This window comes from Serratia sp. NPDC087055 (assembly GCF_044900985.1).
In the GTDB taxonomy this organism is placed as follows: domain Bacteria; phylum Pseudomonadota; class Gammaproteobacteria; order Enterobacterales; family Enterobacteriaceae; genus Serratia.
Genome location: NZ_JBJDOG010000001.1, coordinates 1,740,264 through 1,753,513, shown reverse-complemented (window position 1 = coordinate 1,753,513; position 13,250 = coordinate 1,740,264). Strand labels below are relative to the sequence as shown.

Here is a 13,250-nt window from a genome sequence, read left to right as displayed (position 1 = left end):
TAAGAGTCAATGTGGTGAATCTCTCTTCTTTTCTTCGGCTGGCATTATTGGCAACGGGTGTGACGCTGTTAAGCGGCTGCGGCAGTATTATCAGCCGCACAGTACCGGGCGCCGGGCACGGCCATCAATACTACCCGGGTGTGCAATGGGATCTGCGCGATACGCCCTGGCGCTATGTCACGGTGATCGATGTGCCGCTGTCGATGGTGGTGGACACCTTTATGCTGCCGTTTGATGCACAGCACGGGCCTTACGAATAAGGTTAGCTTTGAGTGGCAAACACCAACAGTTGATACCCTTGCCGGCCGCACTGGAATGGGGCCAGCACCGTCATTTTTAATCCCTGCTGATGAGCCGCCAACGAGTGCGGGTTGTTGTCGTCAATAAACAGGGCGCCCACATCAAATCTCTCACGGGTGTGCGTTTTGACGGCGGCGAACAACTGCTTCAGTACACCTTTGCCACGCCAGGCGGTATTCAGGCACACCGGGCCGTACATAAATACCCGCTGTTCACTCAACGGTCGTCCGTTGAAGGACTCGCCGGCAAGTTTTTCCAGCATTGCATCCACTACCGGCGGTCGCGGCTGTGCGTCCGTGGTCATCAGACAGACAAAACCGGCCAACGCCCGATCTTCAACCGCGACCAGAATACCGAGCCCCTGGTTAATGCGCGCCAATTGCGCTTCGTTCATGTTAGAAACAATAAAACCCTGACGCTTTTGGCTGTCGCTTAAATTGGCCGGGATATTTTGTGTTTGCAGCTGCAGAATGGCGGGGTAATCTTCGGGGCGTGCCTGACGGATAATCATAATGCCTCTTTGAAATTATGGGGATTATGGGCGGGATTTTGCTTGCTCCCGCCCGTTATTATTCAACGTTCGTCCCACTCATCGGCCGCGGTCTGGCCCTCTTCGGTATCCAAGGGTGGGTCGAGTTGGAAATCACCTTCTTCCCACTCGTGCAGCGTATTTTCGTCTATCCATTCGGCGCTAATCTCGACTTCGTCATAATCACCGTCAAAAATGGCTTGGGCAGCGGCACCACTGCGTAATGTCAGACATTCAACCGATTCGCCTTCTTGCTCGAAAAACTCGGCCTGCCACATGGTCTCACCATCCAACATCACGTATTTTTGCAGATTGAACTGCTGCGGTACCGGGGGTTCATCATCGTCTCCCCCTTCTGCTGATTCAATAAATTCCTCGCGTGCTGCTTCAATCGCGTCTTCCAGGGTTGCATACAGGCTCATATTCTTCTCCCGTCCCATGAGGTTAATAAAGGATCTTTAAGGGCGCAACGCGCCATGGCTAACATCAGAATTAATTGTTGCCGCACTGGCGCAGGATGCAAATTTTTTATTGTCCGTTTTGCGACGAAGGTTGTCCGCTGAGCTGGAGCAGGGGATCACCCGGCGGGAAATAATACGCTATTGCTTATGACAGCCCAGGAGATCGCCATGTTAACCAATCCATCAATCAAATATCGCCCATTCCCTCCGGTGACGTTACCTGACCGCCAATGGCCAGGGCGTACCTTGCAGCAGGCTCCCCGCTGGTGCTCCAGCGATCTGCGTGACGGCAATCAGGCGCTGGCGGAACCCATGGATAATGTTCGCAAACGCCAGTTCTACCAGTTGTTGTTGGCGTGTGGGTTCAAAGAGATTGAGGTGGCATTTCCTTCTGCGTCGCAAACAGATTTTGATTTTGTCCGCTCGTTGATTGATGAACGACTGATCCCGGATGACGTCAATATTCAGGTACTGACTCAGTCACGAGATGATCTGATTGATCGAACTTTTGAGGCACTGCGTGGCATCCCGCGCGCCATCGTTCATTTATATAACGCTACTGCGCCGATGTTCCGCGACATTGTGTTCAAGCAGGACAAGGCGGCGACGGTTGCGCTGGCGGTGAACGGTGCACTGCGCATCCGCCAGCAGTGCGAGCTGCAGCCGGAAACGGCCTGGTCTTTTGAGTATTCGCCGGAAACGTTTTGTTTTACCGAGCTGGAGTTTGCGCTGGAGATTTGTGAAGCGGTTGCTGATGTGTGGCAGCCTGGCCCAGGGCGGCCCATGATTATCAACCTGCCGGCCACGGTCGAAGTGAGTACGCCGAATGTTTACGCCGATCAGATTGAGTGGTTTTGTCGTCGCTTCAGTCAGCGTAACAGCGTGACCATCAGCGTGCATCCGCATAACGATCGGGGGACGGGGGTGGCCTGCGCCGAACTGGCGATGCTGGCCGGTGCCGATCGGGTGGAAGGTTGCCTGTTCGGCAACGGTGAACGCACCGGCAATGTCGATCTGGTTACGCTGGCACTCAATCTGTATACCCAGGGCATTGCGCCGGGGCTGGATTTCAGCCAGTTGAAGCACGTTGTTGAGGTAGTCGAACAGTGTAATCAGTTACCGGTACATCCGCGGCATCCTTATGCTGGCGAGCTGGTTTTCACCGCCTTTTCCGGTTCACATCAAGATGCGATAAAAAAAGGGTTTGCTGCCCAACAGCATCGACAGGACGGTCTGTGGCAAGTGCCTTATCTGCCGCTTGATCCGGCGGACGTCGGTTGCAGTTATGAAGCGGTGATTCGGGTTAACAGCCAATCAGGCAAAAGCGGGGCGGCTTGGTTACTGGAACAAAACCATGGGCTGTCGTTGCCGCGTGGGTTACAGATTGATTTCAGCAAGGTGGTGCAGCAAGCGACGGATGGCAGCGGCAAAGAGATGACCACTGCCGAGCTGTGGCGCTTGTTTCGTATCAACTATGGTCTGGTGGAGCAACCGCGTTTGCAATTGCTGAGCTATCAGACGGAAAGCCACGGCGTCGAGGCCTACAGCTTTAGTGCTCGGGTGTTGTTTGACGGGCATCAACAACGGTTACTGGGGGTTGGCAACGGCCTGCTGTCCAGTGCGGTGGATGCGTTGCGCCAACGGTTTGGCTTGAGTATGGCAATAGAAGACTACCATGAGCACACGTTAGGGCATCAGAGCCACAGCCGTGCGGTTGCCTATATTCGCTGTACTCTGGCGCATGGCGAGGCCGCTTACGGTGTGGGAATCGACGTCGATTCCGCCAGCGCCTCGCTGCAAGCGTTATTCAATGTTGCGGCGCGCTACCTGGTGAAGTAAGCGCTGGGTGCAACGCCCAATACGCGGCGAAACATGGCGCTGAAAGCACTCGGGCTGTCGTAGCCTAAATCCAGCGCCACTTCCAATACTGAATGCCCGGCAGCCAGGGCGTTCAGTGCGGCCAGTAAACGTGCACGGCGTACCCAATCGCCAAAGCGCAACCCTGTCTCTCGTTGGAATCGGCGCGACAGTGTGCGGCCGCTGACGTTGATGTAACCGGCGGCGTGCTCTAATTCCCAGGGGTGTGCCAAGGATTGCTGAATATGTCTGCACAACGACAGTAAAGCTTCACTGCGGGGTTCTGGCAAATTCAACGGCAGAATCGGCAGGACGCGCAACTCATCCAGAATCAGCTCCATGATCCGCTCCTCACGACCGCCTATGGGATAATCCACCGCAATATCCATCGCGCAGATAATCAGCTCGCGCAGCAGCGGTGAGATTTGTACCACCTCGCAGCGTGCAGGGAGATCGGCGCGTGCCAGCGGATCGACCAATAGGGCTCTTGCCGCCACTCTGCCGGTGATGCGTAGGCTGTGTTCAACCCGTGCAGGCAACCAGACACCCCGCCCAGGTGGCACCACCCAGCTTCCCTGACGGGTATTCACCTGTACCACGCCGCTAAGACTGTGAATTAATTGCGCACAGTCATGGTAGTGAGGCGGTTCGAAGTCGCCGTGTTGATAATCTTTGGAGACCGGCACAATTGAGCGATTGGCGGGCACAGCGCCATGGAAAAGCAGCATTATTGGGGCATCCCGATACGCGGAGAAATGATAATGGCAGCATGCCATGCTGAAACATTTCGTACCAGCCTATGGCAGAGTGATAAATTATAGTATATAAACATATAATATATAATTTAGTATATTGTTTGGGGTGAAGCAATGGATATCGGCAGTATGCGACAGGCGGCGGCACAGGCAGGAACGCTGCTGCGGGCGCTGGGTAATGAGGACCGTTTGCTACTTCTTTGCCAGCTTAGCCAGGGTGAAATGTCGGTAGGGGAATTGGCGCTGGCGCTGGATATTCGCCAGCCAACCCTTTCGCAGCAGCTTGGTGTATTGCGGCAGGAAGGGCTGGTGTCAACGCGTCGGGAGGGTAAGCAAATCTACTACGTCGTGAGTGATGAAAAAGCCTTGGCGGTGATCCATACGTTGTATCAGCTCTATTGTCCGCAACCGGGAGAGTCACGATGAGCATCGATTGGCAGCACTTTACGCCAGCGTCATCCCTGATTGGGGGGGGCATTATCGGTATTGCGGTGGCACTGCTGTTGCTGTTTAACGGCCGTATTGCGGGTATCAGTGGGATTACCGGTGGCCTGTTGACACCTCAAGGCAAAGAGAAGCGTTGGCGGGCCGCATTTCTTATCGGGTTACTGATTTCTCCCTGGCTGTACCGTATGGCGGTACCCTTACCGGTAATGCCGATCAGTGGCAGCAGTTTATGGCTGATTTCTGCGGGATTGCTGGTTGGTTTGGGAACGCGGTTGGGCGGTGGCTGCACCAGCGGTCACGGTGTTTGCGGCACGGCAAGATTAGCGCCGCGTTCGCTGGCGGCTACGGCGGTATTTATGCTGCTGGGCTTTATTACGGTATGGGCCGTCCGTCATTGGGTGGGGGCTTAACCGCATGTTCAAACTCCTGTTTGCTTTACTGAGTGGCGCTATTTTCGGTCTCGGTTTGATGATTGCCGGGATGGCTAATCCGGCCAAAGTAGTGGCTTTTCTCGATATTACCGGTCAGTGGGATCCGTCATTGGCTTTGGTCATGGTGGGGGCGATAGCCGTGGCGGCACCCGCATTCCTTTGGGCGCGTCGTCGGCAGCATGCTTTACTGGGTGAGGAGATGCAGATTCCCACCAACAGACGCCTGGATCGTCGTTTACTGATCGGCAGTGCGTTATTCGGGATTGGTTGGGGAATGGCGGGCATTTGCCCAGGGCCGGCCTGGGTACTTGCCGGAGCGGGATCCTTGGCTGGGGTGCAGTTTGTTGTGGCGATGTTGGTGGGAATGGCCCTGTATGAAACGATGATACTACGGAGAAAATAATGGCAACAGCTAACGCGGTGCTGCGTATTGCACGTCCGACCGACAGGTTACAGGAGATAGCGGCCCTGTACTGCCAAGGGCTGGGTTTCGAAAGGCTGGGTGAGTTCGAGGATCATCAGGGATTTGACGGCGTGATGGTTGGGCATCCGGAGCATGGTTACCACCTGGAATTCACTCACCATCGCGGTGTCAACGTGGGGCAGGCGCCGACGCAGGACCATCTGCTGGTGTTTTATTTACCGGATGAAAAGGCGTGGCTGGCAGGATGCCAACGTATGTCGGCCGCCGGTTTTAGGCGCGTTGCGGCATATAACCCCTATTGGGATGTCAACGGACGGACATTCGAAGATCTGGACGGTTATCGGGTAGTGTTACAACAACGGGCGTGGGAAGCATAAAAAAAGCCAGCGCACCGGGCGCTGGCTGAAGGGTTAAGCGAAACCGTTATCAGGCATTGGTTGCCGGTTTCTGTGCGCTTTTACCCTGGGTATTTTCCAGCATGCGGCGGATCGGTACGATCAGCAGCGTCAATACTGCGGCGCAGATCAACAGCGCAATAGAGCAGCGGGCAAACAGGTCAGGCAGCATCTCCAGTTGGTCGGCTTTTACATGGCCACCAATCAGGCCTGCGGCCAGGTTGCCCAACGCACTGGCACAGAACCACAGGCCCATCATCTGGCCGCGCATTCTTTCTGGCGCCAACAGCGTCATGGTTGCCAGACCGATTGGGCTAAGGCACAGCTCACCCAGCGTCAGCATCAAAATACTGCCAACCAGCCACAGCGGGGATACGCCTGCGCCAGCATTGCCCAGCACGTTCTGTGCTGCCAGCATCATCAGACCAAAACCTGCAGCGGCAAACAGAATACCGATAACAAACTTGGTGATGCTGCTCAGGCGCACTTTATTGCGTGCCAGAGCAGGCCATGCCCAGCTAAACACTGGGGCAAGCAGAATAATGAACAGCGCGTTGATTGACTGGAACCACACCGCAGGGATCTCGAAGTCGCCAATCATACGGTTGGTGTAGTCGTTGGCGAACAAGTTGAACGATGTTGGTTTCTGTTCGAAAGCGGACCAGAAGAACGCCGCAGATACCAGCAGAATAAAGCACACCAGCAGGCGCGCGCGTTCTTTGCGACTAAGGCCGGCAAACACGAACAGGTAAATAAAGTACAGGGTTACCGAGGCCGCAATGACGTATACCAGCATGCTGGCTACGGCGACAGGGTTAATCACGATGATGCCTTGGGCAATCAGGGTAACAACCACGGCGACGCCGATGGCCAATGCAATCAACCAGGCACCAACGCCATTTTTCTTGGTTACAGGGCTATTCCAGGTTGAGTCCAGGCCAACTTCGCTGTCATAGCGTTTCATCGCCGGTACCGCAAAGACGCGGAAGATCACCAGTGCCACCAGCATACCGATGCCCCCGATGCCGAAGCCCCAATGCCAGCCGTGAGAACGGATCAACCAGCCAGAGATCAACGGGGCGATGAACGAACCCATGTTGATGCCCATATAGAACAGCGAGAAGCCACCGTCACGGCGATTGTCGCCTTTTTTATACAGGGTGCCCACCATCACCGAGATACAGGTTTTAAATAAACCGGAACCCAGCACGATAAACATCAGACCAATGAAGAACAGGTTATTGCCCATGATGGCGGACAGGGCGATCGACAGATGACCAAGGGCGATCATAATCGAGCCGTACCAGACGGCTTTTTGCTGGCCAAGCCAGTTATCTGCTAACCAACCGCCCGGCAGGGCGGCAAGGTACATACTGCCGGCGAAAATACCCACAATTGCCGAGGCATTTTCACGTGCGAGACCCATACCCCCGTCATAGACCGTCGCGGCCATAAACAGGATCAGTAATGGGCGAATACCGTAAAACGAGAACCGCTCCCACATTTCTGTAAAGAATAGGGATCCCAGCGGATAGGGATGGCCGAAGAATGTCCGACTTTCTTGTTTATTAACAGAGGATTGCATAACGTCTTCCCAATAAAATGCGCTGCATTGATGCAGCTTATACTGTGGTATGTATGTGTATTTAAGGAAGGTGACCCACCCAGTGCGGATTACCCGACAAAACCGCGGCCGCAGCGCCCGTTAACCGTGGAAAGCGCGTTGGTCTTTTTTCACTTGGCCAATGGTTTACATTGGGCGTGATATTATTTAACCATTTGATAACTGGATGATGGTTTTGTCTAGTCCCTGTATCCCATTTTTTAGATGAAAAGTCGACAAACATCTACTTTTCTGGTTTTTATGTTGGTTGGGAAAGGAATGTTATTGACAGGCGGTTTATTGCGCTAAAAGTTTATTATTTGTTTAAAAACAAATAATTAAAACGTGATTGTGTTTGTTGTCGTTGCAGAAGAGACTGCATGGGGTATCAATACTAAAAGTAGGGTAAACGGGCCATCGACCCATTTAGGTGAGGGAGTTGGTGATAAATACAGCTATTGCTCTTCCTGCAGGGTATCTTCTCTCATTCGTGCCGGACGCCGTTGTAAACACCACCAGGAATAAATGGCGTTGAATAGCACCACCAAAGCAGTGACGCAAAATACCGTACGGAAGCCATAACTGGCAGATACTGCTGCCCCTAACAGCGGACCGCTGACGTTGCCGATGTCGCGGAAAGACTGGTTATAGCTAAATATCCGTCCGGCGACCTGGTTGGTACAGTTGTAGATCAGCAGTGTTTGCACAGCCGGTAATAGCGCGCCGTCGGCAGCGCCAAGCAGGAAGCGTAATACACCCAACTGCCATGGCGTTTGCACAAAGGCCATGGGGATCAGCAACAACACCGAGACGATCAGCATAACGACCAGAATGCGTTCTGGGCCGATCCTGTCACCGAGTTTGCCCAGCCGGGGGGCACTCATCAGCGCGGCGACGCCCGGTACCGAGGCGATCAAACCGCTGACAAAGGCCAGGTTATGGATATTGCCAGCTAAATCGCGGACATACAGCGTCAGAATAGGTGCAATGGACCCGGTGGCAATTTGAATAATCATGGTTGTGACAAACAGACTGAGGATCAGCTTGGGGCTTTTCAGCGCAGCGAACACCTGCCGGGCGTGCAGCATGTCCTTTTTCTGCACTGGGGTGAATTGTTCTTTTACGCACAGCAGCGTCAGGATAAAGCAGACCAACAGCACGGCAGCAGTGATATAGAACACAGGCCGCAATCCGTACTGATCGGCTAACAGACCGCCGATCAGTGGCCCAATCAATGCACCGCTGACGCCGCCTGTCGATAGCGTGCCCAAGGCCCACCCGCTGCGATTTCTTGGTACCTGCGTGGCAATTAGCGCGTTAGCATTGGGAATAAAGCCGCCGAGGAGACCCAGAACTGCTCGTAGCGCCAAAAACTGCCATATATTCTGCGCCATTCCCATCAACAGCATCACAATCGACATCCCCAACGCCGAACGTAGCAGCATGAGTTTACGCCCACGGCGGTCAGCCAATCCCCCCCAGAATGGGGAGGCAATTGCAGAAAACAGGAAGGTAATACTGAATACCAATCCAGACCACATATTCAGCGCTTCGTGACCGGTTACACCAAGGGTTTCCACATAAAGCGGAAGGAAAGGCATGATCAGGCTGAATGCGGCGCCGGTGAGGAAACACCCTAGCCAGGTGACAAAAAGATTGCGTTTCCAGTTGATGGGGTCTGGTGCCGAAGCCATAAGTGCCTGCTGCTGAGGAGGACGCTTTGCTTTTGCGTGGAGGCAAGGAGCAAAGCAAAAAAGTTAGCCTGGTAAGTATGCGCTTAATTCTAGACGGCATCAATTGATGTGGTGGGGGATGCGAGGAAAATGAAATAAAGTTTTAAAAATAGCGTATTGGCAATATTCCGCGCTGTGCGCGCGGAAAAAGCCTATTTAAAGCCCAGCGAGCTGTTCGAAACCCTTGGACGTGGTCGAGAGGGCGACATCGGTAATCTCATAGTGGGCAACGGCATTGAAGGGATCTTGCGCCACAATGGCATCCAATTGCGAACGTTCGATGCCTTTCACCAGGATTACACCGCCGGTACGTGGGTTCTTGCGGCCGGAGGCGATAAAGGTGCCGTCCTCGAAATATTTCTTCAGCCAGGCGACATGTCCTTCAAGGTGACTGTCCACTTCTGCTATCGGGCGGTGGTAGGTGAGGTTAACGATGTACATAACAACTCCAGGATGAGCGACAAAGGCTTACCATCCCACCGTTGCCGACGTTTCTCAAGATCTGCGGTATAAAAAACCCGCCAAACGGCGGGTTAGGGGTCAATAGAGAGAAGGCTCGCCTTCCGGCCGGGTTTTGAAGCGGCGGTGTAGCCACATGTATTGATCCGGCGCCATCAGGATTTCCTTCTCTACCACTTTATTCATAAAAGCGGCAGCTTCGAGCTCATTATCCAGCGGGAAGTTTTCCACCGCCGGCTGCATAATCAACTCATACCCTTTTGCATCGGGTAAGCGGCGTGGAGTAAAGGGAATAATGGCAGGTTTACCCATCCGTACCAACACGTAGCTACCCGTGGTGGTGGCGGCTTTTTCCACGGCGAACAGGGGAGCAAACACGCTGCTGCGTGGGCCGTAGTCGTGATCTGGGGCGTACCAGATGATGTCACCTTGTTTCAGCGCCCGGATCATACCTTTGACGTCTTTACGGTCCAACATGGACTTGTTGGAACGCATACGCCCCCAGGTCTGTAGCCAGTCCATCAGTTTGTTGTCATGCGGCCGGTAAACCCCGATGCCCGGATTGTGAATACCAAATATACGGGCACCCAGTTCCAGCGTCAGAAAATGCAGACCGATCAGCAAAACCCCCTGATGGTTATCTTTCGCCTTCTGAATATGTTCCAGTCCACTGACCTGGAACCAGCGCTCGATTCGCCAGTTTGGCCAAAACCACGCCATACCGGTTTCAAATAGCCCCATACCGACAGATTCAAAATTCTGCACAACCAATGCATCGCGCTCTGCCTGCGGCATGTCTGGGAAGCACAGCACCAGGTTACGCTGAGCAATCGCTACTCGGCGCTTAAGAAAGCGCATGGAGAAACGACCCAGCGAGGTGCCAAGGCGATAGATGACGGGGTAAGGCAGCAGGACCAGCAAATAGAGCAAACCGATGCCGAACCAGGTAAGCCAGTAGCGTGGGTGCAATAAAGAGCGATTAAAAGAAGGAACTTGAGTCATGTGTTCTCAGCTTAGAAGCAGTCATTTGACAATAATAACAGAGTAATACCAGGGGCCATCACCCAAAGGCAATTTTGCCAGGCATTCTTTTTCTGCCGTTTATAACCAACTATTGTGACATTTTTCTCACGCAACGTGAAAAGGCACCGCATTAAAACATCATTTTCGGTGATGAATCGATATCAATTGATGAATAATCCGACGATACCGCTCGAAAGGACAAAGCCTGTCAGCGACAGATGCGTATCATCCCGCGCAATTATTTAGGGGGTATTATGTTGGCATCATGGATAAGTGTAGGGCTGCTGGTCACGGGAACGCTGTTGGGCAGCCTTGGCGCACACCTCCAGTTTAACCCTTTGCTGGTCACGGCAGGAATCGTCCTGTTGGCGGGAATAGTGACTTCCGGGTTTACTGAATGCCGGGGTGGCCACTGAGCATCCACCCCGGATTTATCAGGCGTTTTTAAACAGACCTTTCAACACATGTGGTTCTGAACGCCAGTATTGCGGTGGTGCACTGACTTTCTCACCCAGTTTCGCCGCGGCATGCCATGGCCAGCGTGGGTTGTAAAGGATGCCACGCGCCAGTGCGATCATATCTGCCTGCCCGGTAGCGACAATCGCTTCCGCCTGTTCTGGCTCGGTGATTAGCCCTACCGCAATCGTCGGCAACCCGGTTTCCCGCTTGATGGTTTCGGCGAAAGGGACTTGATAATTAGGTCCAACCGGGATTTTTTGCAGCGGTGACGTCCCCCCGCTGGACACATGAATGTAGTCACAGCCCAGCTCTTTTAGCGCTTTTGCCAGCAGCACCGACTGCTGCTCATCCCACCCCCCGTCAACCCAGTCACTGGCAGAAATACGTACACCGAGCGCCTTGTGCGCCGGAAAGACTGCACGCACGTCGTTGAAAATCTCCAGCAACAGGCGCATGCGATTTTGCAATGAGCCACCATACTGATCGTTGCGCTGATTGGACAGCGGTGAAAGAAACTGATGCAGCAGATAGCCGTGCGCGCCATGCAGCTCAATCAGTTCAAAACCGAGTCGGTCCGCACGTTTTGCCGACGCAACGAACTGCGCTTTGAGTTGCTCAATCTCTTCCAGACTCATTGCCACCGGTTTTTCATCCTGCGGGGCAAAGGGCAGGGTCGAGGCAGACAATGTTTGCCAGCCTCCGTTTGCGGCGCTGAGTTGTCCACCGCCAGCCCAAGGTACGGCACAGGAGGCTTTGCGCCCTGCATGGGCAAGTTGAATGCCTAACGGCATGGTGGCGTGTTTTTTTACCGCGTTCACCACCTCAGCCAGTGCGAGTTCGGTGGCGTCATCCCATAAACCGAGATCGCTGGGCGTGATACGGCCTTCGGGAGCTATCGATGTGGCTTCCACAATCAGCAGGCCGGCGCCGGATAATGACAGGCTACCCAGATGCATTGTATGCCATTGTGTTGCTTTGCCGTTGTCGGCTGAATATTGGCACATTGGCGCGATAATAATACGGTTGGGCAAATTCAGTTTCCCCAGCGCAATCGGGGTAAATAACTGACTCATAATGTCCTCCAGGTCCGTGGTAAATAGGGTGGGTAAGATCTCCTTAGGCTTATCGGGATTCGTGAACAACGTCAAGTTTTCGCACTCAACAGCGCCAGCGGGTTAATGCTGTGTTGAGCCGATTTTTCGGGTATTATGTGCGCCGCGCGTGGGCCAGCGGCCTGCGCGCGTTCAAATCAGTCACCTCCCGAAAGACAGGAAAGTACACCATGCCAGTGTTACATAACCGAATTTCTAATGAGGAACTGAAGGCGCGCATGCTGGCGGAAACCGAGCCGCGCACTACAGTTTCTTTTTATAAATATTTCACCATCGACGATCCTAAGGCGTTTCGTGACAGCCTGTATGTCCAATTCGACAAGCTAAAGGTCTTCGGCCGCATTTATGTGGCTAAAGAAGGCATCAATGCGCAGATCAGCGTGCCGCAAAATAAGTTTGAGGCGTTTAAGGCCGCGTTGTTTGCTTCGCATCCGGCACTGGACCAGGTTCGGCTGAATATTGCCCTGGAAGACGACGGTAAATCCTTCTGGGTATTGCGCCTGAAGGTGCGTGATCGCATTGTCGCTGATGGTATTGATGACGAAAGCTTTAACCCGGCTAACGTCGGTGAGTATTTGCAGGCCGATCGCGTTAACCAAATGATTGACGACCCGGATACGCTGTTTGTGGATATGCGTAACCACTACGAATACGAAGTCGGCCACTTTGAGAATGCCATCGAAGTGCCTTCAGACACTTTCCGTGATCAATTGCCAATGGCCGTTGAAATGCTGCAGGACAATAAAGACAAAAATATTGTCATGTACTGCACCGGCGGTATCCGTTGTGAAAAAGCCAGTGCCTATATGTTGCATAACGGCTTTAAAAACGTCTATCACGTAGAAGGCGGTATTATCGAGTACGCACGCAAAGCAAAAGAGCAGGGGCTGCCGCTGAAGTTTGTCGGCAAGAACTTTGTGTTTGACGAGCGTATGGGCGAGCGGATTTCTGATGATGTGATTGCCAACTGCCACCAGTGCGGTGCTGCCTGTGATACTCACACCAACTGCAAGAATGATGGCTGCCATTTACTGTTTATTCAGTGCCCGAGTTGTGCCGCTAAATTTGAAGGTTGTTGCAGCGAGATCTGCCGCGAAGAGCTGAAGTTGCCGCGTGAAGAGCAGCGTGCACGCCGTGCCGGCCGTGAGAACGGCATCAAGATTTTCAATAAGTCGAAAGGGTTATTGCAGACCACGATGCATATTCCTGCACCGGAAGAAGATAAAGGCTCAGCCAGCTGAGCCCTAACAAGCGCGGCAGTC

General features: G+C 53.5%; 16 protein-coding genes. 8 read left to right on the top strand and 8 right to left on the bottom strand.

Annotation, left to right across the window (positions count from 1 at the left end; translation table 11 throughout):
- Positions 1–14: 14 nt before the first annotated feature.
- On the top strand, positions 15–260 hold the full coding sequence (locus ACI2J2_RS08330) for a YceK/YidQ family lipoprotein (protein ID WP_265554997.1): 246 nt from the start codon (positions 15–17) through the stop codon (positions 258–260).
- A gap of 2 nt (positions 261–262) precedes the next feature.
- On the opposite strand, the gene ACI2J2_RS08325 is transcribed toward ACI2J2_RS08330, so the two are convergent.
- Together ACI2J2_RS08325 and ACI2J2_RS08320 are read right to left on the bottom strand one after the other, a co-directional pair.
- Positions 263–811, bottom strand: a complete 549-nt coding sequence (locus ACI2J2_RS08325) for a GNAT family N-acetyltransferase (protein ID WP_209632703.1) — start codon at positions 809–811, stop codon at positions 263–265.
- Positions 812–873: 62 nt separating this feature from the next.
- Positions 874–1,251 carry a MysB family protein gene (locus ACI2J2_RS08320; protein WP_209632704.1) on the bottom strand — a complete coding sequence of 126 codons (378 nt, stop codon included), beginning with the start codon at positions 1,249–1,251 and terminating at the stop codon, positions 874–876.
- Between the two features lie 207 nt (positions 1,252–1,458).
- Between ACI2J2_RS08320 and leuA the strand changes: the two genes are divergently transcribed.
- Complete coding sequence (gene leuA / locus ACI2J2_RS08315; protein WP_209632705.1) at positions 1,459–3,129, top strand: 2-isopropylmalate synthase; 1,671 nt, start codon at positions 1,459–1,461, stop codon at positions 3,127–3,129.
- On the opposite strand, the gene ACI2J2_RS08310 is transcribed toward leuA, so the two are convergent.
- Positions 3,114–3,875: an AraC family transcriptional regulator gene (locus ACI2J2_RS08310; protein WP_404759839.1), complete on the bottom strand. Its 762-nt coding sequence runs from the start codon at positions 3,873–3,875 to the stop codon at positions 3,114–3,116. The two genes, leuA and ACI2J2_RS08310, sit on opposite strands and share 16 nt — an antisense overlap.
- 141 nt (positions 3,876–4,016) lie before the next feature.
- Here ACI2J2_RS08310 and ACI2J2_RS08305 point away from each other — a divergent pair, with 141 nt between their 5' ends.
- The 4 genes from ACI2J2_RS08305 to ACI2J2_RS08290 are packed head-to-tail and all read left to right on the top strand — an operon-like array spanning position 4,017 to position 5,581.
- A complete protein-coding gene (locus tag ACI2J2_RS08305; RefSeq protein WP_209632707.1) occupies positions 4,017–4,328 on the top strand; it encodes a helix-turn-helix transcriptional regulator in 312 nt (103 codons plus the stop codon).
- Complete coding sequence (locus ACI2J2_RS08300; RefSeq protein ID WP_209632708.1) at positions 4,325–4,759, top strand: YeeE/YedE family protein; 435 nt, start codon at positions 4,325–4,327, stop codon at positions 4,757–4,759. Before ACI2J2_RS08305 ends, ACI2J2_RS08300 begins: the two co-directional genes overlap by 4 nt.
- A 4-nt stretch (positions 4,760–4,763) precedes the next feature.
- The gene (locus ACI2J2_RS08295) at positions 4,764–5,183 is read left to right on the top strand and encodes a YeeE/YedE family protein (protein WP_209632709.1); all 420 of its coding nucleotides are present in this window, start codon (positions 4,764–4,766) and stop codon (positions 5,181–5,183) included.
- Positions 5,183–5,581, top strand: coding sequence for a VOC family protein (locus tag ACI2J2_RS08290; RefSeq protein WP_265554987.1), 399 nt, complete (start codon positions 5,183–5,185; stop codon positions 5,579–5,581). The genes ACI2J2_RS08295 and ACI2J2_RS08290 overlap by 1 nt, the downstream gene beginning before the upstream one ends.
- A 49-nt stretch (positions 5,582–5,630) precedes the next feature.
- Here the strand turns inward: ACI2J2_RS08290 and ACI2J2_RS08285 are convergent, their stop codons facing one another.
- From ACI2J2_RS08285 to ACI2J2_RS08270, 4 genes are all read right to left on the bottom strand, one after another.
- Positions 5,631–7,184 (bottom strand): peptide MFS transporter, encoded by a 1,554-nt coding sequence (locus tag ACI2J2_RS08285; protein ID WP_265554985.1) that lies wholly within the window; start codon positions 7,182–7,184, stop codon positions 5,631–5,633.
- A 473-nt stretch (positions 7,185–7,657) separates the two neighbouring features.
- Positions 7,658–8,896: a multidrug efflux MFS transporter MdtG gene (gene mdtG / locus ACI2J2_RS08280; protein ID WP_209632712.1), complete on the bottom strand. Its 1,239-nt coding sequence runs from the start codon at positions 8,894–8,896 to the stop codon at positions 7,658–7,660.
- A gap of 195 nt (positions 8,897–9,091) precedes the next feature.
- On the bottom strand, positions 9,092–9,376 hold the full coding sequence (locus ACI2J2_RS08275) for a YciI family protein (protein WP_209632713.1): 285 nt from the start codon (positions 9,374–9,376) through the stop codon (positions 9,092–9,094).
- 99 nt (positions 9,377–9,475) lie between these two features.
- Positions 9,476–10,396, bottom strand: coding sequence for a Kdo(2)-lipid IV(A) acyltransferase (locus ACI2J2_RS08270; RefSeq protein WP_037423910.1), 921 nt, complete (start codon positions 10,394–10,396; stop codon positions 9,476–9,478).
- Positions 10,397–10,671: 275 nt separating this feature from the next.
- On the opposite strand from ACI2J2_RS08270, the gene ACI2J2_RS08265 reads away from it, so the two are divergent.
- The gene (locus tag ACI2J2_RS08265; RefSeq protein WP_209632714.1) at positions 10,672–10,833 is read left to right on the top strand and encodes a histidine kinase; all 162 of its coding nucleotides are present in this window, start codon (positions 10,672–10,674) and stop codon (positions 10,831–10,833) included.
- 18 nt (positions 10,834–10,851) lie between these two features.
- Here the strand turns inward: ACI2J2_RS08265 and ACI2J2_RS08260 are convergent, their stop codons facing one another.
- Positions 10,852–11,949, bottom strand: a complete 1,098-nt coding sequence (locus ACI2J2_RS08260) for an NADH:flavin oxidoreductase/NADH oxidase (RefSeq protein WP_265554980.1) — start codon at positions 11,947–11,949, stop codon at positions 10,852–10,854.
- Between the two features lie 209 nt (positions 11,950–12,158).
- Between ACI2J2_RS08260 and ACI2J2_RS08255 the strand changes: the two genes are divergently transcribed.
- A complete protein-coding gene (locus ACI2J2_RS08255) occupies positions 12,159–13,229 on the top strand; it encodes a rhodanese-related sulfurtransferase (RefSeq protein WP_209632716.1) in 1,071 nt (356 codons plus the stop codon).
- The last annotated feature ends 21 nt before the right edge of the window (positions 13,230–13,250 follow it).